General features: G+C 66.1%; 14 protein-coding genes. 8 read left to right on the top strand and 6 right to left on the bottom strand.

The features are described from left to right. Positions 1-28 precede the first annotated feature (28 nt). The 3 genes from K1X11_RS15200 to K1X11_RS15210 all read left to right on the top strand — a co-directional run bounded on the left by K1X11_RS15200 (position 29) and on the right by K1X11_RS15210 (position 6632). On the top strand, positions 29-2686 hold the full coding sequence (locus K1X11_RS15200) for a serine/threonine-protein kinase (protein WP_221031666.1): 2658 nt from the start codon (positions 29-31) through the stop codon (positions 2684-2686). Between the two features lie 245 nt (positions 2687-2931). Further along, on the top strand, positions 2932-3600 hold the full coding sequence (locus K1X11_RS15205) for an RNA polymerase sigma factor (protein ID WP_221031667.1): 669 nt from the start codon (positions 2932-2934) through the stop codon (positions 3598-3600). 104 nt (positions 3601-3704) lie between these two features. Next, positions 3705-6632: a protein kinase domain-containing protein gene (locus K1X11_RS15210; protein ID WP_221031668.1), complete on the top strand. Its 2928-nt coding sequence runs from the start codon at positions 3705-3707 to the stop codon at positions 6630-6632. 22 nt (positions 6633-6654) lie between these two features. Here K1X11_RS15210 and K1X11_RS15215 read toward each other — a convergent pair whose 3' ends face one another. From K1X11_RS15215 to K1X11_RS15230, 4 genes are all read right to left on the bottom strand, one after another. Next, on the bottom strand, positions 6655-7353 hold the full coding sequence (locus K1X11_RS15215; protein WP_221031669.1) for a hypothetical protein: 699 nt from the start codon (positions 7351-7353) through the stop codon (positions 6655-6657). A gap of 123 nt (positions 7354-7476) precedes the next feature. Beyond that, positions 7477-7740 carry a hypothetical protein gene (locus K1X11_RS15220; RefSeq protein WP_221031670.1) on the bottom strand — a complete coding sequence of 88 codons (264 nt, stop codon included), beginning with the start codon at positions 7738-7740 and terminating at the stop codon, positions 7477-7479. A gap of 58 nt (positions 7741-7798) precedes the next feature. Further along, positions 7799-9337, bottom strand: coding sequence for a hypothetical protein (locus K1X11_RS15225; RefSeq protein ID WP_221031671.1), 1539 nt, complete (start codon positions 9335-9337; stop codon positions 7799-7801). 130 nt (positions 9338-9467) lie between these two features. Continuing rightward, positions 9468-10832 (bottom strand): hypothetical protein, encoded by a 1365-nt coding sequence (locus tag K1X11_RS15230; RefSeq protein ID WP_221031672.1) that lies wholly within the window; start codon positions 10830-10832, stop codon positions 9468-9470. Between the two features lie 233 nt (positions 10833-11065). Between K1X11_RS15230 and K1X11_RS15235 the strand changes: the two genes are divergently transcribed. From K1X11_RS15235 to K1X11_RS15250, 4 genes are all read left to right on the top strand, one after another. Next, on the top strand, positions 11066-12475 hold the full coding sequence (locus K1X11_RS15235; RefSeq protein WP_221031673.1) for a Dyp-type peroxidase: 1410 nt from the start codon (positions 11066-11068) through the stop codon (positions 12473-12475). Further along, positions 12472-15318 carry a hybrid sensor histidine kinase/response regulator gene (locus K1X11_RS15240; RefSeq protein WP_221031674.1) on the top strand — a complete coding sequence of 949 codons (2847 nt, stop codon included), beginning with the start codon at positions 12472-12474 and terminating at the stop codon, positions 15316-15318. Before K1X11_RS15235 ends, K1X11_RS15240 begins: the two co-directional genes overlap by 4 nt. Before the next feature lie 42 nt (positions 15319-15360). Further along, a complete protein-coding gene (locus K1X11_RS15245) occupies positions 15361-15891 on the top strand; it encodes a hypothetical protein (protein WP_221031675.1) in 531 nt (176 codons plus the stop codon). Between the two features lie 195 nt (positions 15892-16086). Further along, a complete protein-coding gene (locus K1X11_RS15250; protein WP_221031676.1) occupies positions 16087-16731 on the top strand; it encodes a response regulator transcription factor in 645 nt (214 codons plus the stop codon). Positions 16732-16768: 37 nt separating this feature from the next. On the opposite strand, the gene K1X11_RS15255 is transcribed toward K1X11_RS15250, so the two are convergent. Further along, the gene (locus K1X11_RS15255) at positions 16769-16912 is read right to left on the bottom strand and encodes a hypothetical protein (RefSeq protein ID WP_324726000.1); all 144 of its coding nucleotides are present in this window, start codon (positions 16910-16912) and stop codon (positions 16769-16771) included. 147 nt (positions 16913-17059) lie between these two features. Here K1X11_RS15255 and K1X11_RS15260 point away from each other — a divergent pair, with 147 nt between their 5' ends. Next, positions 17060-19915 carry a hybrid sensor histidine kinase/response regulator gene (locus tag K1X11_RS15260; RefSeq protein ID WP_221031677.1) on the top strand — a complete coding sequence of 952 codons (2856 nt, stop codon included), beginning with the start codon at positions 17060-17062 and terminating at the stop codon, positions 19913-19915. A gap of 37 nt (positions 19916-19952) precedes the next feature. Here K1X11_RS15260 and K1X11_RS15265 read toward each other — a convergent pair whose 3' ends face one another. Next, a complete protein-coding gene (locus K1X11_RS15265; protein WP_221031678.1) occupies positions 19953-20594 on the bottom strand; it encodes a response regulator transcription factor in 642 nt (213 codons plus the stop codon). Positions 20595-20636 lie beyond the last annotated feature (42 nt).

Raw genomic sequence — 20636 nt, forward strand, 5'->3', positions numbered from 1 at the left:
CGTATTTTGTGCCGAAGGACTGAATGATATGCCCGACGCAGACCTCTCTACCCCTCCGACTCTCGACGTCGATTCCCCCAGCGAAAGCACGGGGTCGGCGCGTGGTGGATTGGTGCCGGGGCAGACCTGGCAGGGGCGCTATGTGATTGAGCGGGAATTGCCGGCCTCGGGCGGTGGGCCGGTGTTTGCGGGCGTGCGCAAAGAGGACGGCGTGCCGGTGCGGTTGCGGCGTTTGGCGGCGTCGGCGGATTCCGAGACGCGGCGGCAGGTGTGGCAGGCGTTGAGTGAGCCGCCGTTGCCGGGTGGGCCGGTGTTGCTGGAATCGGTCGTCGAGGACGAAGGCCGGGTGGAGGTGTGGCAGCCGGTGGAGGGGCCGACCTTGGAGGAGCGTTTGGCGACGGCGAAGTTGGTTACCGAAGAGGTGGCGGAGCTGGTCGGGCCGTTGGCGCGTTCGCTGGCGGCGTTGCACGAGCGGGATTTGGTTTATCTGCAACTGAGTGCGGAGCGGGTGGTGCTGGCGGATTCGCATCTCGGGGATGCGCGGCTGACGCGGGTGGAGATGGCGACGCCGGTGGAGGCCGGGGGCAATTTGGTGTCGGTGCCGACGGATGTGACGCGGGTGCCGCCGGAGGCGTTGGGGCTTTACCGAATGAAGGCGGATGAGGGGTTGAAGGCGTGGGACTGGTGGACGCTCGGGCGGCTGATTCAGGAGCTGTGGCTGGGGCACACCGTGATGGCGCATGCCTTGGGGCGGGATCTGCCGCGCAGCAACGAGGCGGTGCGCAAACACGCCGAGGTGATGCTGAAGGAGGAGAACACCAAGGATCCGCGGGCGGGTGGCGTGGAGCACATGACGGATCTGCCGGTGCAGGTGAAAACGCTGTTGCGCGGCCTGCTGACGTCGGTGCGCGAGGCGCGTTGGGGGGCGAAGGAAGTGCGGGCGTGGCTCGATGGGCAGACGGTGCCGGAGCGTTACGATCTGCCGCGATCGACGATATTGGTGCGCTTTCATGACGAGCAGCTGACGGTGGCGGAGACGGCGGTGCGGCTGCTGCAACCGCAGCACTGGCGCGAAGGCGTGGCGTGGTGGGCGGCCGACACGGCGCCGACCGGATCGTTGCCGGAGGTGTTGGTGAAGACGCGCACGGCGCTGCATCGGGAGCGAGAGTGGTTGGAGGAGGTGCGCGAGGCGGCGAAGACGAGTGGTTTCAAAAAAGTGCCGGACGAGATCGCGCATGAGATCCTCAGTGCGGTGGCGTGGGTGGGTATCGCGGGCGGCAGCACGCGGTTTCGGTGGCGCGGCGAAGAGATCGGCCCGGATCTGGCGGCCGACGTTTTGGCCGAGGAGGACGGGCTCGAGCGGCTGCAGGCGTTGTTGGCCAAACCAGTGATCACGCTGGTGAAACGGGTGGATGCGAACTCGGCCTGGTTGCTCGACACCTGGGCGCGGCAAATCGAGGAGGTGCGGGTGCTGGCGGCGAAGCATAAGTGGGTCGGGGCGAATGCGGCGACGCAGGCCAAGCTGGTGAAGCTGGCGCTCACGGATGCGGCGGATCTGGACCGACGCTTTGCGGAGGCGCGGTTGAAATACCGGCTGTCGACGGATGAAGAGGTGCAGGCGATGTTTGGTGCGCCGAATCCGCCGGGGCCGATGCTGGCCGTGTTGGCGCTGAGTTTTGAGTCGCCGGATGCCTGCGGTTATTTGACGCACGAAGCGTGGCGCGAGCAGGAGCTGGCGCGGCTGCGCGAAAAGGCGGAAGGACTGGTGGACGCGCTTGTCATGGTAGACCTGATACAAGTGCTGAAGCGCGGGTTGCCGGTGTTTGCGCCGATGTGGGTTTGGGCGACCTGTCTGGTGCTCACGCTCGGCGTGACGGCGTTGTTTTGGCCGGGGTGGACGGGCTTGGGCACGATCGGCGGACTCGCGATCGGGTTGCTGGTGCTGCGCCGTCTGCTGCGTCCGCTGGTGCGCGAAGCCAGTGGCATGGAGACGGAGGAGCGTTGGTCGTGGGCGGCGGCGATGAATACGGCGATACGGCGCGGGCGGGCGGCGTTGGGGGGCGGCTCGTTGACGACGGCGGCGCGGTTGCGCACGGCGCTGGCGCGGGTGAATCAGGACATGTTGAAACTCGCGGGCGATGCGGAGATCGAGTTGGTGGCGGAGCGGGGCACGGACGACCGTCTGCGCTACGCGGCGTGGGGCAGTTGGTTGGGGCTGGTGGTGGTGATGAGCGGAGTGTCCTGGCAGGCGGTGCAGCCGCAATGGAGTCCGGGGTGGTCGGCCGGAGAGTGGCGTAAGGAATTTGAAGCGTTGGCCGTGGGGTTTGGGTTGATGGAACCGCCGGAGCCGGAGGTGGAGGTGGTGAAGATCGCGTGGCCGCATCCGACGACGGGCGAAGGCCGCGGCGTGACTTATGAGGAACGGGAGGGGGCGACCGAGGCGCAGCGGGCGCGGGCTGAGGCGTTCATTGCCGAAGTGCAGCGGCTCTACCTGCCGGAGAGTTTGGGTGGCATCGTGGCCATCAATGTCGCAGTGGAAGGCGTGGGTGGCGCGGAGTTGATGCTCATCGATGTGGCGGCCGGGAAACCTCTCAACGGGCTGGTTTACGAAATGAATTATCTCCCACTGCGAGGCACCTGGATGAAGATGGCGAACCGCGATGTGCTGTTTTTGAACGGGCTGTAGTGGGGTGCGGGATGCGGGATGCGGGATGCGGGATGCGGGATGCGGGATGCGGGATGCGGGATGCGGGATGCGGGATGCGGGATGCGGGATGCGGGATGCGGGATGCGGGATGCGGGATGCGGGATGCGGAGGGTGGGGAGAAAGAGAAAGATAAAGAATAAAGAGAAAGAGTTGGGGGGGAGAATTTGCGGGCGGTGGGGGTGAAGTGGGTGTAAGGGCTGCGAGGTCCCCGTCGTTTTCTTGGTATGAATGAAGAAACCCCCGACTCCGCTGCTCCGGTGCCCGAAGAGACGCGCTCGGCCTTGCGCACTCGACCCACGTTGTTGTTTCGTCTGCGCGATTGGCGGGACCAAGCCACGTGGCGGGAGTTCTACGCGTTGTATGAGCGATATGTGTATCGGTATGCGCGGGGGGCGGGCTTAAACCACCACGAAGCGGAGGATTTGGTGCAGGACGTTTTTGCGAAAGTGGCGGACCGGATCGGCGACTTTGAAAGCCGGGAGCAGCGCGGTTCGTTTCGGCGTTGGTTGGGCAACCTGGTGCGCTGGCGCATCGTCGATTTGCGGCGGCGGCAACAGCGGCGGCCGGGCGAGAGTCATTCGGTATCGGCGGCTCCCTTTGATGAGATGGCCGATGCGCCGCCGGCGGAGATGTGGGAAGGTGACTCGGCCGAAGCGGAACGTTGGGAAACGGAATGGCAGCAGCGGGTGGTGGATGTGGCGATGAGTCGCTTGTCGCGCCAGGTCTCACCGGAGCATCTGCAGGTGTTTCAACTGCGACACCAGAAGGGGTGGAGCCTCATTCGTATCTCGCGGGAGTTGGGGGTGGGTTTGGCCAATGCCTACGCGATCAATAGTCGGTTGACCAAACGCCTAAAGACGGAGGTCGAGCGACTGAGCACAGAGCTGCTCTAGATGGTTCTGGGAAGGCCCGGACAGGCAGGATGGAGAAGGACCGCGGGCTACGCGGATGAGATTTGATTGCGCTGGGCGGCACGGGTCCGGCTTGGTGATCGGCCGTGAATCGTCCTACCCCGGAAGCACCTCCACGGATCCCCGATTACGAGATGCTGCGCCGCATTGGGGGCGGGAGCTATGGGTCGGTGTGGTTGGCGCGCACGGCGACGGGAATCTATCGCGCGGTGAAGGTGGTGTGGCGGGACGGCTTTGAGGACGCGGAGCCTTACGAGCGGGAGTTTCGTGGGCTGCGGGAGTTTGAGCGGGTGTCGCTGACGGAGGCGCGGCAACTGGCGTTGCTGCATGTGGGGCGGCGCGATGAAGAGCGGTTTTTCTACTACGTCATGGAGTTGGCCGACGACGTGGAGCGTGGCCGTGAAATCGATCCGGACAGTTACCGTCCGCTCACGCTACGCGAGATGCCGCGGAGTGGACCGCTGTCGGTCGAGCGGGTGGTGCAGCTGGGGGTGGAGTTGGCGCGGGGTCTGGCGGTGTTGCACGATCGGGAGTTGGTGCATCGCGACATCAAGCCGTCGAACGTGATCGTGGTGAACGGCGAGCCGAAGTTGGCGGACATCGGTTTGGTGGCGTCTTCGACCCTGGCGCTCACGTTTGTGGGCACCGAGGGGTTTGTCGCGCCGGAGGGGCCGGGGTCGCCGGCGGGGGATGTGTATGCGTTGGGCAAGGTGCTCTACGAATTGGCGACGGGCTTGGATCGTCTGCGGTTTCCGGAGTTGCCGGAGGGGTTTACGGAGCGGCGGGACCGGCTGGCGTTTTTGGAGCTCAACGCAGTGATTCTGCGGGCGTGTGAACCGGATCTAAAGCGGCGGCATCCGGATGCGCGGGCGTTGTTGGAGGACTTGCTGATGGTGCAGGCGGGCAAGTCGGTGCGGCGGTTGCGGGCGGCCGAGCGCGGGTTGGCGCGGGCGTTGCAGGTTGTGGTGGTTTTGGCGGCGGTGGCGGCGGTCGCGGGCGGTGGCGCGTGGGTGGCGTGGAGTCGGGCGCAACACGAAATGGCGTTGCGATCGGAGGCGGAGGCGGAGCGCGATGCTTTGGCGCGGCGCATGCACTATGCGGGTTTGATGGCGCAGGCCTCGCGGGCGGTGGAGCGGGGGGAGATGGGGTTTGCGCGATCGATTTTGGCGGAGGCGCGGAGCTTGTTCGAGGTGGACCAGGAGGTGCCGTTGGAGTGGCGGTTGTTGCGGGGGCAGGCAGAGGGGGAGGCGGAGCGTTTTCTGCGGGCGGCGGGGGCGCCGGTGAAGCGTCTGGTGCTGCGGCCGGATGGCGCGGAGTTGGCGGCGTTTGATCTGGAGAACGGCGTGGTGTTGCTGGACGCAGAGACCGGGGCGGAGCGAGGGCGCCTGGCCGGAGCGGCGGATCTGGGGGGCTACGCGGCGGATGGTCGCGGGCTGTGGGGCGTAGACGAGGCGGGGAGGCCGACTTACTGGGAGACTGCTTCAGGGGAGGCCAAATCGGCCGACTACGACGGCGGGTTTTTGTGGCCGCTCAGCGGGGAGCAGTATGGTGGTTTTCTGGGCGTGGAACGCGTGTCGCCGGGACGGAGGATTGTCTGGGATGGCGCGGGGGGCGTGCGGGAGCTGGGCAGGTTGCTGCCGGACGATGGGGAAGACTGGAAACTGTTTCGGGCGGAGGCGGACGAAGGAGGGCGGCGCGGGGTGGTGGCCTGGGTGGCGGGGGATGCGGCGACGGCGACTTTTTTGATCACTGCCTGGCGGGGAGACGACGTGTGGTCGACCGCGGCGCGGGTGCGACCGGGGAGTGTGGCGTGGTTTGAAGCAGCGGGCGAAGCACCGGCGGTGGAGTGGGCGAATGATTTGAATGGCCAGTGGGAGCGGTGGACGCCGGGCGCCGGTGTGCCGCAGGTGCAGAGAGGCGAGTTGGGGGAGAACAGCAGCGTGCGTTTTGCGGGACCGGGCGGTCGGGGTGTGCGGCGGGCGGTGGGTTCGCATTGGGAGTGGGTCGGTCCGGATGGCGCGATGCGAACGCTGCGCGGGCACGGCGGTAAAGCGATGGAGTGGGAGGAGGATGAAGCGGGGCAGCGGGCGTATTCGGCGAGTGAGACCGGGGAGATCATCCGGTGGAGTTTGCGTGAGGGCCTCGCGGCGCAGGAGGCGCTGCCATCGGCGGCGCTGCGGGTGCAGTTTACGGCTGGCGGTAGCCGACTGCTCGTGCCGTCGAAGGAGGGCGGCGTCCGGGTGTGGTCGATTCCGGATCGGGCGTGGGTGGATACGTGGGAGGCGCTGGGCGCGCCGTTGGCAGTCGAGGATGGCCGGGCGTGGGGTGTCGACGCGAGCGGTTGTCGGATTGTGGGCTGTGATGACCGGACAGGGGCGGTGAATTGGAGCCCGGCGGAGGCGGGCAAAGCGCTGGCCCTGTTGCAGGTGGGGGTGGCGCCCGCGGGCCAGGGGTGGGTGTATTCAAAAAGTGATCACACGGTGTGGGTTGGAGGACCTGAGCTGCCGAGCCCGCGGTGGGTGACGTCGGTGACGGGTTACCGGTGGGCGCTAAATCTTGATCGGAACCTGGCCCACCTTTGGTGCACGGGGGGCGACGGCCGATTGGAGTGTCATGATCTGAGTGCGGGAACGATCCAGTGGTCCCGCCCCCTGCCGACGCTGGCGGCCGATGTGGTGCTGTCGCCGGATGAGAAGGAAGTAGCGGCGGCGCTGGAGAACGGCGAGGTGTGGTTTTGGGAAGCGGCGTCGGGGCGGTTGTTGAGGCGGTTGCAGTCGGGCACGGCGGCGGCCGAGGTGTTGTTGTATTCAATAAATGGAGACCGCTTGTTGGTGGGGGGCAACGATGGCACGGTGCAGGTGTTTGAAACCGAGACGTGGTCCCACGTGGTGGCGTTGGCCACCGGGGGGGAGGCGGCGCTGGGTCGGATGGTGCTGGCGCCGGGTGATGAGGCGCTCGCGGTGGTCGACCAAAAAGGCCGGTTCGCCGTGTTGACGGCGAAACCGGCCCGATAGCTTTGGTGGTGGTGGGGCGCGATCAGGGATTGTCGCCGCCGGAGCCGCCCGGGGGGATGGGCGGGGGGACGTTGTGGTGACCGGTTTTCATCTCCGGCACGAAGGTGTCGGTTGCGGGCGGAGCGGTTTGGATGAGTGCGGCGTCGAGGCCGACATCGGCGAAGAAGGTGCGGGTCGAAAACTCCACGTAGATGGCGAAGGTGTCGGACTGCGGGTTGATCATCTCCACGGAGTCGGCGACGACCGGGTCGAAGGCATCGACTTTGTAGCTGGTGCTGCCGGTGTCTTTTAGGATGGCCGGCAGGGTTTTCCAGACGGTGTGGCCGGAGGCATCGGTGGTGGCGAGTTGGTAGTCGACGGGCCAGCCGGCGATGGCGGGTCCGTCGATGAGTTCGACGGTGTGGGTGGGGCTTTGGATGCCGAGGTTGGCGAGGCTGAGGGCCTGGCGTTTGGCGACGGAAAATTTGGTGAGATCGACCTTCACCAAGTAGCGATAGACGTCGTCCTGGCCGGGGACTTCGAGGCGGTGTTGCAGGACATAGGCGACAGTGACGGTTTCGTGGGCGTCGTCATCCACCACCATTTCGTAGGTGGCCTCGGCGGACTTGGTTTTGAGATGGTTGTGGGGCTCCACGTTGGTGTGAGCGTGAAGGGGGTTGAAGAGGAGGACGGAGCTGGCGCTGAGAAGCAGCGTGCGGAGGACGGACGTGGTTTTGTTCATGGGATAGGAGGCGTGTTTTGACGCAGCACGAGGGTATCCGAACTCCCCGGGTGGCGGGGGGCGCGGTTGCGACGACTAGAACGCGGTGCGCTCTGCTCTCCTGACAAAAAACTCTACCCAGTTTTAGGGTGCAGCGGTGTCGCTGGCGGCGGGCGGAACTTCATCCCACTCGTGCACCTGCAGGGTGTGGCCGGCGAGGAGGGTGCCGCGGGCGCGCACGGTTTTGCCGACGAGCGGGGCGAGTTCCGGGTCGATGCCGAAGGCGAGGCCGGCGGGCCGCCGCATCAGGTATTCCTGTTGGCCGGTGACCAGCACGAGGGCGTCGCGTTCGCTCTTGGAGCCAAGCGCGAAGGGTTTTTTCACGACGGTGCCCTGAATCTCCGACATGGGTGTATTGGTGCGAGCATGACGCGCGGTTGGCAACGTCAAGTGGGTGCCGGCGGGCTCAGCGACTGCAGAGGTGTTGGACGGCGACGATCTCGCCGGCGGCGTCTTCGATGGCGAGGACGGCGGAGAGTTGGAGCGGGCGACCGGCTTCCGGGTGCGGGGAGGGCTCGAAGGCGATGTGAAAGGCCCGGGGTGGCGCGGTGCGCAGGGCGTGGGCGACGCCGCGGGCTTTGGCGAGGGTCGAGCCTGGTTCGCGGATCGGGTAGGTGAGCACGCGCAGCAAGCGCGGCGGCTTCGCGTGGAAGATGGCGCGCACCTTTTTGAGGAGGCGGGGCGACGGAGTGGTGTCATCGAGCGCGCCGGCCACGGCCTGGGTTTTTTGCAGGGTGAGGCCTTGCTGGTGGGCGAGGTAGCGGCGCGATTTGGTCGCGAAGTTGGGGTCCTCCGTCAGGGTGGCATCGGCGGGGCGTTTGACCGGGTGGATGGAGGGGTCGCCCAGTAGGTTAAATTGAGCGAGGGTTTTGAGTTCGAAGGGGCTGAGGGCGGCGCTGCCGGCGACGAATTGGGTGCGGGCTTCGAGGGTGGAGCGGCCGAGTGAGGCGCCGGCGCGCAGGGCTTGGAAAAAGGAGATGCAGATGAGGTCGGCGAGGGCGTTGCCCTGGCGGGGGCCGTAGGCGATCGTGCTACTGCCGAGGTAGCCGTAGGCGCCTTCCTGGAGGTAGGTTTGACAGAGGGGGAGCGTGCCGAGCGCGCTGGTGGTGGGGTCGAAGAGTTCCGCGCCGTAGCAGCATTCGGCGGCGGTGACGGTGCCGCGGGTGATGTGGCCGGCCAGGAGGCTGGCGTCGTGGGCGACGGGCATGGCGTGTGACGGGGACTCGCCGTAGAAGCGAGGGTCGGAGGGGGCGCCGTGGCAGTTGATGAAATGGGATTTGGGGCGGAGTTGGGGCGGCGTCCAATTGGGTCCGGCGGGCGGGGATTGATGTGGGCGGGCCGGAGAGCCGAAGGCATTGCTCAGGCTGAGCTGGGTGGATGCCTGCCAGATCTGGGCGGTGAGGCCGAAGGGTTGGTCGTAGGCCTTGGCGGGCTGCGAGGTCCAGCGGCTCTGGCGTTTGATCAAGGCGGCGAAGGCGCGGGCGTCGTGGCTGCCGGTGACGTCGGGTAGGCGGCCGACGACGCGGCTCGGGCCGACAAATTGGGTGATGTCCTGAGCGTAGGAGGTGTTGCAGGCGTAGGGAAGGTCGCTGGGGACAAATTGATCGGGATCGGGGGAGCGCCGCGGGCGGTAGAGGGGGTTGTGCAGCTGTTGGTGGGGGAGCACATCCGGGGCGCCGAGGATGAGCAGGTAGTCGGGGGCGTGGTGGGCGTAGATCGCGTCGATGGCGGCCTTGGTCTGGCGCTCGGTGGCGGGGATCGAGACGGGGCGGCCGCCGACCGCGGTCATGCTGGTCGGGTCGTCGAGGTAGATGATTTGGGTCGAAAGGTGGCGGCGGGCGTCGGCTTGGATCAGGGTCTGGAGGGCGGTGTCGATGCGGGTCAGACCGGCGGCATACTTCGCCTGCAAGGCGGCGCGGTGGGAGACAATGATCTTTGTCGGCATGGCGGGGTAGGGAAGGGGGCGGTGGTTCGGACCGGAAAACGCGCGCGGGGTGGGGGCGCTGACAAAAAAAAGCCCCGTCCCGGCGGGGGCCGGTGGCGGGGCGGAAAAAGCGGGGCAGACGGAGGTGGGGTTAGAACCCGAGGTGGGCGCGGGCGGCGGCGACGGTGTCGTCGTCGGTGGGCAGGGCGTCGAGGGCGGGTGCGTCGCTGTTGAGGCGGGAGGCGCGATCGGCGAGGGTGAGGGTGCTGAGGGCCGCGGCGGTGCCGGAGGCCGGATCGGCGAGGGGGGCGGGCAGCGGCGCGAGTTGTTCGCGGGGCAGCACGCCCTTGTCGGCGAGGAAGGTGGAGAGCGAGGTGCCGAGGGAGTCGATCCAAGCGGTGGCGCTGGCGGGCGGGGCGTAGGGGAGACCGTCGGCTTCCTTCCACTCAAAGAAGAAGCGGAGTTGTTGGTGGAGTTTGGCGAGTTCGGCGTCGGCGGTGGCGGGGGTCCACTGGGCTTCGAAGCTCTTGCGCTCGCGGAAGCCTTTGATCTCCCAGAGGCGCAGTTGGAGTTGGAAGTCGCCGTCCTGTTCGCGGAGGGCGCCGGTGACGACGTAGTCGAGGGGGCCGCCGCTGGTGTCGATGAGTTGGCGGATGTTGTCGCCGGTCCAGGCGTTGGGGAAGAGGGCGTAGTGGGCCTGTTCCTTGAGGCCGACGGCGGCGATGGTGGTGTATTGGCTGGAGAAATACAGGGTCTCGGCGAGCCAGAGGGGGAGGCCGCGGGTGAAGCGGCCGAGGGCCTCTTCGGGTTGCTCGGAGCGTTTCTCGAAATCGGGGGTGTCGAGCAGGGAGAGTTGGGCGAAGGCGACGCGTTTGGTGGCGCCTGCTTTGTTGGGGAGCAGGCCGGGCAGGTCTTCGAGGCCGTAGGACCAGATGGGTTTGGAGATGGAGACCAGGTTGATGTGGTGCTCGCGGTTGCCCGGGCTGGCGGTGGTGCCGCGGGAGCCGCGGTTGGCCATGAGTTCGCCGATGGCGTTGGAGAAGCCCCAGAGGCGTTCCTCGAGCTCGGGTTTTTGGAGGGCGAAGAGCAGGTCGAGCACGTGTTGGGCGGACTCGGGGTCGCCGAGGGCGAGGTAGGCCTGGAGGAGGTTGATGCCGGTGGCGGGGCCGTGGCGATCGGCGTCGTAGCGCGGGGCGATGAGCTCGGGGATGAGGGCGATGTTGCCGGTGGCGCCGCAGTCGCCGGAGATGCGCACGAGCACGTCGGGGCGGTCGCCGGCGGTGGAGTTGAGGATCTCCTCGTAGATTTCCTTGGCGCCATCGGTGTTGCGCACCTCGAGCTGTTCGAGGGCGGTGGCGAGTTTGGGGCCGACGGGTCCGATGTCGGCCGCGGGAGCGGGGGCCGGCTCCGGATCCGGATCGGCGGGGGCCGCGGGCGGCGGCGTGGGTGAGCTGCCGTTGGGGGCGGGGCGGGATGGTTTGGCGGATTTGCCGAGCAGGCGGTCGAAGAAACCCATGGGGAGTTTTGAACGAGGGGATGCGGGAGCTGGCGACAGGAAAGTGATGGGGGGAGGGTGGGGGATGGGAGGTTTTCCCGGCAGCTGGGCGGGATTTCCCGGCCGGGCAGTGGTGTGCCTGTGGCATGCTAGGCACGTGTCCGAGACCTTGTTAGATTATTGGCATATGCTTGCATCTGGCTTGGTTGGTGCTGGTCCGACCGGACACGCTTGCCCCTTTCCTACCCCTTCCGATGCCGAATGACTTTCTAGAGCGGGATCGCTTTACGGCGACCGAAGAGTCGAAGCTGCTGCACGATCTGCAGTGCAACATCCTCGCGCCGCATCGTCGCGTGCACAGTGCCCACCTGTTGATCGGTTTGCCGTCGGATGGGGCGCAGGCGCGACGTTATGTGGGGGAGTGGTCGGATCGGGTGACGCGGGCGAGTGAGGTTGCGGAGGACCAGGCGAAACGCACACGAACGTTGAAGCGATGGGGGTGGTGGAATGTCGCGTGGACGGGTCGGTGGAGAATCCGGGTGGGCAAAGCGGTGGGTTGGGATCGGTTGGCCGAGTCGGAGCCCCGACCGGCGCTGAAACGGGGGTTGGTGCGTTCTTTCATGGTGTCCCATGGGGCGTTGCGGGCGGATCGGCTGGGGCGAAGCGAAGAGATCCCGTTGGTGGAGACCGAATTTCGCGCGCTGACTGGTGCGGGCGAGACGGAGCCGATGAGCTGGTCGGCGGGAGCGTGGGAACGACCGTTCAGAGGTAACCAGATCGAGGCGCAGATCCTGTTGGCGAGCGATGATCTCGACGAATTGAAGGAGGCGGTGGCGGCTGAGCAGACCCGATTGGAGACGGGGGACATGGACGGGCGGGTGTTGCAGACGTTGTGGGGGTATGTGGCGAGAGATCGGGAGCGTCGACCGGTCGAGCATTTTGGGTTTGTTGATGGGGTGAGTAACCCGGAGGTGCTCGAGTCGGAGTATCGGTGGGCGACCCGGCGTCACGGCGTTTACCGACCGCGTTTTCCGCTGAAGAGCTTTCTGTTTGAGCTAAACGGAAGTCCGGGCCGCTACGCCTCTTTCCAGGTGTTGCAGAAGATCGAGCAGCACGTGGGGCGTTTTCGGCAGCTATCGCAGCTGGAACAGGAAGCGATGGTGGGGCGGAAAGCGGACGGAACGCCCCTGGAGGCGATGGGGCCCGGTGGCATCAATGATTTTGTCTACGATTTTGAGGCGTCGAAACCGCGTTGTCCGTTTCACGCCCACATCCGCAAATCGAATCCACGACTGACGAAGCTACGTTCCGAGATGGCGGTGCTGTTTCCGCGGCGAGGCATGCTGTATGGGGAGCGAGAGGCGGATGTGACGACGGGAGAGTTTAGGGACGAACCCGATTCGGGCGTGGGGCTGCTCTTCATGGGCTACATGGGGGGCATCCATCGTCAGTTTGGTCGCATGGTGAAGACTTGGATGGCGAACTCGAGGTTTGGAGGAGGCGTGCATACTCAGAATGTGGGGGAGGACCTCATTGGTCCGGCGCGGGAGCCGGATCCGGCGAAGGACTACACCACGGTGCTGGGAGGGGCGTATTTTATGGTGCCGCCGCTCGCGTGGCTGGAGGAGTTCAAGCCGACCGCGGCGGCGGGTTCCGACCAATGATCGACTGGCGGCACATGGCGGAGTTGGCGACGGCCCAACAGGATTTTGGGTGGTTCTGTGTCTTCCTGGCTTGGGGGGCGATGGTGACTTTGGTGGTGATGAGGGGGTCGTGGCGGAAGGGTGACCGGGCGGTGTGGTGGTGGTGGGGATTGACAGCGGTGGGGGCGATGGGAGGAGCGATGGGGGAAGGGGTGATGCAGGTCTGGCCTCCGGCTTCGATTCATGCCGAGCGGGTGGGGTGGGATTGGTGGCTGAGCGGCATGGTGCTGTTGCAGGGGATGGCTTTGATACCGTGGGTGCGAAAGGCGGGTGCGCGTCGAAGTTTGGTGGTGGGGTGGGCGGGGCTGGGGGTGTTGCTGTGGGTGATGCGCGGAAGTGCGCCCACGCTGTTGCGGGGAGGAGGGCTGATGTGGGCGGCGACGACGGCGTGGCTGGCCGTGCGAGGCGTGCGGGCGGAGCGCGATGGTCGTTTTGATGCCCGGTGGGTGGAGGGGGCCGTGGGGCTGGTTGTGCTGGTGGTGGGACTGAGCTCGACCGGCTGGTTGGCGGAGGTGACACACCAACAGCGACGGTGGACGGACCTCTCGTTCCTCGGGTTGCCGGCGGTGTTGTCGCAGGCGGTATTGGCGGGCGCGGTGCTGTGGGCCCTGCGACCGGGAAAGGTGCTGTGGCCACGGGGACTGGGCACGGACGCCACGCGGGAGGTGTGGGTGCATTTTGTGGTCCTGGGGGGCTGGTTGGGGATGGGGGGCGCAATCGCATGGTGGACGGGGAGCGCGGCGCGAGAGGCCTTTGAGGAGACCATGCTGGCGCGGGCGGGGGCGGCTTCCGTGGTGGTGGATCGGGATCGCGTGCAGCGACTGCTGGGGCCGGAGTTTCAACTGACCGACTTCAAGAACATGTCGCAGAGCAGTGGGCGGTTGAATGCGTTGGCGACGGTGTCGACCTTGCCGGAGGAGGGGGCGGAAATCGCGGATCAATTGGCGCGGGTGGAGGCGGTGAATCCGGGGGTGTATTGGGCACATCTGGTTTCGCTGCGGGAAGGGTATATGGTGAGCAGTGTGATTTCCTCCCGCCTGGCGGTGGCGCGGGACGAGGTTTCGCTGATGCGACCGGTGCAGCGGGCGGACTGGTGGCACTGGGTGGAGCGGGAAGGTTTTTTTGAGGGACCGGAGATCGGCCCGTGGGGAGAATTGGTGCGTGCCTACGCGCCCCTGGTGCATGAGGAGGCAGGCATGCTGGGGTGGGTGGTGCTGGATTTTGGCGTGCGGGATTGGCTGGCTGCCCAGGCGCAGGCGAGGGCGCAGACCTTTGCGTTGGTGGCCGCGGGGGCGGTGGTGATTCTGTTGGTGCTGGGTGGGCGGTTGCAGGGCGCGGAGCGGCGGGCGATGCGGGAGCAGGCGGCCGTGGCCCAAGCATCGGATCGGGCCAAAACGGCTTTTCTGGCGAAGGTGAGTCATGAGCTGCGCACGCCGGTGCAGAGTATCCTGGGCTATGGGGAGTTGCTGGATGGTGAGGCGACCGAGGCCTCGACCCGTCGCTGGACGAATGCGATCCGCAGCCAGGGACAGCTGTTGGTGCGACTGGTGAATGACCTGATCGACTTGAGTGCGCTGCAGTCGGGCGCGTTTCGGTTGGTGGAAAAGCCGGAGCGCTGGGTGGCGGTGGTGACGGGGGTGGTGGATTCCCTGCGGAATCGGGCCCGGGCCAAGGGGCTGGAGTTGGTGGTGGAAGCGGAGGCCGGGCTGCCGGAGTGGGTGATGGTCGACGACGACCGTTTGCGGCAGGTGGTGTTAAATCTGGTGAACAACGCGGTGAAGTTTACCGACCGGGGCCGGGTGACGGTGCGGCTGCGGCAGGGGCGGGCGTTCGCTCGGGAGGAGGGGCTTTGTATGGACGTTATCGATACAGGTCCGGGAATCGCGGAGCAGGATCAGGCGCGACTGTTCCGGCCGTTTGTCCGCCTGGATCCCGCCGGCGGCCAAGCGGGGGCGGGTTTGGGACTGTCGTTGTCGCGGGCCATTTGCGAAGGGATGGGCGGTTCCCTCACGCTGCGCAGTGACGGGGTTTCCGGTTGTGTGTTTACGGCCCGTCTGCCGCTGGTGGTGACGGCGGAGGCGCAGGGCGACGACGAGCGGGAGGAGGTGATTGTTCTGACGGGGCGGCGGGTGCTGGTGGCGGACGACAATACCCTGGTGAGGGAATTGTTTGTGACCGGCCTGCGCCAAGCGGGGGCGTGGTGTGACATCGCCACGGATGGTCTGGAGGCGTTGGAGATGTGTGAACGGGTGCGTTATGATGCGGTGATCATCGACGTCGACATGCCGTGGATGGATGGGTTGAGCGTGGCCCGCAAACTCCGCGGGGGCGATGGTGGTCCGGGGCGCATCATTGCGGTGAGTGGCGAATCCCGGGGGGACGGGAAACGTGCGGTGGAGGCCGGGGTGGTGGACGCTTTTATGCTCAAGCCGGTCAAACTGGGGCGCTTGTTGGGGACCGTTGCCGGGGTGACGCCGGACTCCGGGGCGCCGTGGCCGCAACGCGGGGGGGACTTGATTCTACTGCGCAAGCTGCGGGCGATGTTTGAAGTCGAGTCGCTGCGACTGGCGGCGGAGATGCGGGAGGCCCGGTCGGGCGGAGACCACCGTCGGCTGTATTCGACAGTTCACTACATAAAGAACAGCGCGGACGCGGCGGGATACCAGGAGCTCAGTTTGTTGTGCCAGCAGCTCCAGCAGACGCTGGAAGCAAGTGGGCAAGGGTCAGGCGGGGTGGTGGATGAACTCATCACCGCTGTGCTGGAGTCACTTTCTCAACCCGCGGAACGGGGGAAGCCTTCCTAGCCCGCAAGCCGGGTGAAACGTGAACCAAAAACCAATGATGCAATGAGTCAGATCTATCACCTCGAATACTCGGCCCCGTTCAATGGACAGGACGCGACCTTTGGAAAATCCACCGCCACCCTGCCCCTCCCGGAGCAGGGCGGTATAACCGAACTCGTGCTATGTCCGACCGACGGCCATCTGGGACCGGGGCAGACACTGGAGATGAAGGTAACGGCGGCGGAAACCGAGTCTGCCATCGTGATTATCACGGCCGGCAACTGGCCGCGTTCCTGTAACTCGGCCGTCCAGCTCGAGCTGGGCGGGGGCTACAACGAGCTCAGAAAGGAATACGGCTCCAACGGCTACGGCGTGCCGGAACGGAGCGAGGTCACGCTGACTTTCGACGCCGAGGGTTTACTGCAGGTGGCCGCAGCCAAGCTGAACTTCTCGATCGATGTGTCCTCGAACAATTCCGCGACTGATCGCCATGAACACCGGGTGATTGTGGTGCCCAAGCCGAATCTGGACGACAGCACCCGCCTCAGCCAGATCACGGTCGAGCTGAATGGAGTGGCCACGACGCTCAATTGAGGAGGGGTCTGCCGGGCTGCAACGGTTGATCGTTCGCCGTGATGACGCGGTGGGCGGTCGACCGGTTGGCCGAGCTGGCGTGTTGTGAGTCCGTTGGTGACGTGGCGGAAAAAATCACCAGGCTGCCGGGAGCTTTTCCCGGCCCGCGGGCGGGGTCTCCCGTTCGGACACCGGGGCCTGATGGTAGGATTCGGAATGAGCCAAGCAGCGAAAATACTCCTGATCGAAGACCACTCCATGGTGCGCCAGATGATGGCGCATTTGGTGCGGGAGGATTTGGGGCATGAATTGGTGGCCGACTGCACTTCGGTGACGGAGGGCACGGCGGCGGTGCGGGAGCACAAACCCGACCTGGTGATCGCCGACTGGATGTTGCCTGATGGGCGGGGCTTCGAGGTGTTGCGGGAAACCGGTCCGAAGCTGCCGCGCACGCGCTGGTTGTTTGTGTCCTCCAATGAGCAGGGGCATCTGGTGCGTGAGGCGGTGCGGCTGGGGGTGCAGGGTTTTGTGATGAAGCGCTCCGACCTCTCGACGCTGCGCACGGCGATCACGCGGGTGTTGGCGGGGGAGACCTACTATTGCCCGACGGCGTCGGCGTTGTTGGTGGGCAATATGGTGGGCGAGGGGCAGTCTTCAGCGGCCAATCTTTCGCCGCGGGAGCAGGTGGTGCTGCGTGGGTTCGCCAGTGGAGAGAACCCCAAGGCGATGGCCGATCGGCTGGGGGTGAGCGCGAAGACCGTGCAGAACGTGCTTTCCACGATCAAAGACAAGCTGGGCCTCTTCGAGCCGGCGCAGTTGGTGCACTACGCGATCCGGCATGGCTACATCGAGGCGCCCTGAGCGGGATCGCGGGACGGCGGCGAGGTGAACTCGCTGCTTATCGCGGCAGGGAGTGCCGGGTCAGCTCGACGGTATGGTAACTCGGTCGCGTGAGCGGCTGGGGGTCGCGCGCGAAAATGACTTTGCTGGCCACTTGGGCGGAGCAGATGCAGCGGATCGACAACCAGAAGGATGAAAGCATGTGTCGCATGTTGAAGTGCTGAGACTGCAATACGCCTGCCAAGTTCTGGCAAATTTTTGCTATTTGTAGACTGATAACAGGGACGGGCCGGGACTTGCGATGCAGGGGCGGACGCTGGCAGCGTGCCTCCCCAAGATGGTTGACGGAGTGTTGATCGATGTAGTGCCGGTGTGGTTGCGCCGGGTGGCCGTGCACCAGGACTATGCTTGGTTCGTGGTCCTGGTGGTTTGGGCCGTGGTGGTGCTGGTAAGCTGGCGGCACCCGCAGCGGGGGCAGCGTTGGGGCTGGTTGCCGGCTTTGGGGATGATGGCGATCGGGTCGACGGCGGTGCAGTTCATGATCTTTGATCCGACCTTTGACTGGTTTCAGGATCGGTTGGTGCCGGGCACGACCAATGTCTATGAGCCCGCGTTGATCCCGGTGGAGTTGTTGGGGGATTTTCTGATGGTGTTGGGGTGGGCGGCGGTAGCGGCGTGGTGGTGGTGGCGGGCTCTGGCTGGGTGGTGGCGCTGGCTGGGTTTGGCGGCGGCAGCGGGGGCGGGCGCGTGGGCGTTGGGGGCACCGGAGGGAGGTTCGCTGGCGTTGGCTGCGGTTGTCGGACTGGGGGCGTTTCTGCAGGGGCGGCATGCGCCGCGGGGTGTGTCACGGTGGGGTTTGGCGGCGGGAGCGGCGATGATGGGGCTGTCCACGGTCGGTCCTTTGGCGGTGTGGACGGGAGGCGGGCAACGGGAAGCGGCGGCAACGGTGTGGGGATTGGGCGCCGCGGTCTTTTACGGGATGGTGGGCGTGGGGTTGATGGTGGTGGTTGGGCGGGAGGTATTGCGGGAGACGGAGGAATTGATCGATGCCGAGGAGGCGGTGCAGAGACGGCGGGAGTGGTGGCTGTTTGGGACGTTGGCCGCGGTATGGTTGGGGTTGGGGGTGGGCTACGCCCACCAGATGGGATTGGATAATCGGCTGGAGTTGCAGCGGCATCGGCTCCGCGCGGTGGCGGCGGAGGCGATGGTGTTTCCGCGGGAGCCGTTGGCGGATCTGGTGGATGTGCGGTGGCAGTTGGAGCGGGTGGAGGTGAGTCCGTTGGACCGGGAACCGCGCGCTTTGCGGGCGCCGTGGTTGGACAGTGTTGCGGCACAGGCGCTGCGGGAGCAGTTGGCGCAGGTGGTGATGGAAACGCCGTTCTTGGATCGCGCGCGGATTCTGGTGATCCGCGACGGGCTTTTGATCGAGTTGGCGAGCAGTCAGTTGCCGCGGGAGTCCTCCTTTGTGAGGGTGGAGCGAGAGGCGACGGCGGCGGATCGCGCGGCGTGGGCGCGGGCGGAGCCCTACATCGAGCGGGATGTGGTGGGGGAGATCGGGGATGCCTATTTTTGCCGGGCGCCGATTTTGACGCGCGATGGGCAGGTATTGGGTTGGTTGGATTATGTGCGGCAGGAATTCTTCCAGAGTCTGGAGCGTAAGTGGCGAGTGGGTCCGCTCACGGTGATCGCGTTGGGGTTGGTGGCCGGGTTTGTGGTGGTATTGCAACGGCGGTCGGTGCGAGCCCAACAACGGGCGTGGCGACGGGCGGCGGCGGAGACGGAGGCCAATCGGTTGAAGTCGACCTTTCTGGCCAAGGTGAGCCATGAGTTGCGCACACCGCTGCAATCGTTGCTGGGTTACAGTGAGTTGCTGGAGCGGGAGGCGAGCGATGCCGTGCAGCGGGCGCGGCTGGGGCGGCTGCGGGAGCATGGAGACCTGTTGCTACGCATCGTGAATGACCTGCTGGATCTGAGTGCGATGGAGGCGGGGCGGTTGCAGTTGGTGGAAGCGCCGGTGGAGCTGGATCGCTTGGTCGAGAAGACGGTGACCTCATTGGCGGCGCAGGCGGAGGCGAAGGGGTTGAGTTTGGAGTGGGAGGTGGCCGACGAGCTCAAGGGGCGTTGGTGCCTGGCGGACGCGGTGCGGGTGCAGCAGGTGGTCTACAACCTGGTGGGTAATGCGGTGAAATTCACGGACGTCGGGCGCGTGGTGGCGCGCTTGCGGGCGGCGGAAGCGGGGCGAATTCGCCTGGAGGTGGAGGATTCGGGGCCGGGGGTGAAGCTGGAGGATCAGGCGCGACTGTTCAGCGCGTTTGCCCGTCTGGATGCGGCGGCCTTGCAGGAGGGCACCGGGTTGGGTCTGGCGATGGTGGCGGCATTGTCGCGGCGCATGGGGGGCGACGCCGGGGTGACGAGTGATGGCGTCGCGGGGGCGGTATTTTGGTCGGAGTGGAGCTTGGAGGTGGTGCCTCCCCCGGCGTTCGAGCGAGGGGTGGAGTCGCCGGAGATGTTGGCCTCGTTGCGGGGCAAACGGGTTTTGGTGGCGGAGGACAATCCGTTGGTGGCGGAGCTCTTTCAGGCGGTCTTGGCGGAGCGCGGAGCGCGTTGTGAATGGGTGCCGGATGGTGAGTTGGCCTGGCAGCGCTTGTTGGCGGAGGCGTTTGATGCGGTGGTGCTCGATTTGGCGCTGCCGCGATTGAGTGGGATGGAGGTGGCCCGGCGGTTGCGTGCCCCGGGCGCGGGCTCGCGGTCGGTGCGAGTGGTCGGCGTGAGTGCGCATGCGAGCCAGCAGGACCAGATGGAGGCGCTGGCCGCGGGCATGGATGTGTTTTTGTCCAAACCGGTGAGGCTGGCGGAGCTGTGTGCGGCGCTGGCTGGGCCGACGAAAGATGGACGTCGTTCGGCGGCACCGTTTGAGGATCCGGTGAGCCGGGCGCGGGCTCGGTTGGAGGGGATATTCCGGCGGGACGCGCGGCGCCAATGGGAGGACGTGCGCGATGCGGTGAAGGTTGGAGACCCCCTGCGGGTGCGCCGGGCGGCCCACTATTTGGCCAATAGCGCAGGGGTGGTGGAGGACGTGGCGCTGCTGACGCTATGCCGCCGTTTGGAATCGGTGGCGGAGGCGGTCGCGCCACGCGAGGCAGTGAGTCGCGAGCTGGAGGGGGCGATGCAGCGTTGGCTGGCGGACGGTGCGAGCGAGGGTTGATCGCCGACGGCCGTTTCCGGGGGGCAGCGAAAGCGGCTCAGCCGCGGTTGGATGCGGTCCACTGAGCCGCTTGAGCGATCAGCTGGGCGGCGTTGGTGATGCCGAGACGCAGCTTGATGTGCTCTTTGTGGGCATCGACGGTTTTGGGGCTGATACCGAGGGCCACGGAAATCTCTTTGGTGGTGCGGCCGAGGCCGATGAGACGGAAGACCTGGAGTTCCCGATCGGAGAGTTTTTCAACGTCGAAGCCGGGGGTCTGGATGAGGGAGGCGGCGCTCAATGTTGAGACGTTGCTGCCGTCTTGGCGGCCGCGGAGCGCGGCGATGGTGGTCTCGATGCCGTCGGTTTTGTGGACAAAATCGTCGGCTCCGGCAGCGAAGGCGCGGCTGCGGTAGGTTTGGGGCTCCATCATGGTGAGCACGACGATGCGAAGCGAGGGGCGCAGCTGGCGAAGCTCGCGAATGAGGGTGAGGCCGTCCTGGTCGCCCAGCATGAGATCGAGCACGGCGACATCGGGTTTAAGATGCGTGACGGCTTTTTTGGCGCTGATGGCGTCGTTGGCTTCCCCGCAGATCGTCAAGTCCGGGCAGGCTTCCAGCAATGCGGCGATGCCGGCACGCACGAGTGGGTGGTCATCGACGAGGAGGATGCGGGCGGGAGAAGGATCCACGGAGTTCATCCTACGAAGTGGCGGAAGAATGCAAGTCGAGGCTGGAAGCAT

It is taken from the genome of Actomonas aquatica, assembly GCF_019679435.2.
GTDB classification, from domain to species: domain Bacteria; phylum Verrucomicrobiota; class Verrucomicrobiia; order Opitutales; family Opitutaceae; genus Actomonas; species Actomonas aquatica.

Bases quoted from the DNA above. Each gene is read 5' to 3' on its own strand.
- K1X11_RS15200 (WP_221031666.1), top strand. From the start codon at position 29: ATGCCCGACGCAGACCTCTCTACCCCTCCGACTCTCGACGTCGATTCC.
- K1X11_RS15205 (WP_221031667.1), top strand. From the start codon at position 2,932: ATGAATGAAGAAACCCCCGACTCCGCTGCTCCGGTGCCCGAAGAGACG.
- K1X11_RS15215 (WP_221031669.1), bottom strand. From the start codon at position 7,353: ATGAACAAAACCACGTCCGTCCTCCGCACGCTGCTTCTCAGCGCCAGC.
- K1X11_RS15220 (WP_221031670.1), bottom strand. From the start codon at position 7,740: ATGTCGGAGATTCAGGGCACCGTCGTGAAAAAACCCTTCGCGCTTGGC.
- K1X11_RS15225 (WP_221031671.1), bottom strand. From the start codon at position 9,337: ATGCCGACAAAGATCATTGTCTCCCACCGCGCCGCCTTGCAGGCGAAG.
- K1X11_RS15230 (WP_221031672.1), bottom strand. From the start codon at position 10,832: ATGGGTTTCTTCGACCGCCTGCTCGGCAAATCCGCCAAACCATCCCGC.
- K1X11_RS15235 (WP_221031673.1), top strand. From the start codon at position 11,066: ATGCCGAATGACTTTCTAGAGCGGGATCGCTTTACGGCGACCGAAGAG.
- K1X11_RS15240 (WP_221031674.1), top strand. From the start codon at position 12,472: ATGATCGACTGGCGGCACATGGCGGAGTTGGCGACGGCCCAACAGGAT.
- K1X11_RS15245 (WP_221031675.1), top strand. From the start codon at position 15,361: ATGAGTCAGATCTATCACCTCGAATACTCGGCCCCGTTCAATGGACAG.
- K1X11_RS15250 (WP_221031676.1), top strand. From the start codon at position 16,087: ATGAGCCAAGCAGCGAAAATACTCCTGATCGAAGACCACTCCATGGTG.
- K1X11_RS15255 (WP_324726000.1), bottom strand. From the start codon at position 16,912: ATGCTTTCATCCTTCTGGTTGTCGATCCGCTGCATCTGCTCCGCCCAA.
- K1X11_RS15265 (WP_221031678.1), bottom strand. From the start codon at position 20,594: ATGAACTCCGTGGATCCTTCTCCCGCCCGCATCCTCCTCGTCGATGAC.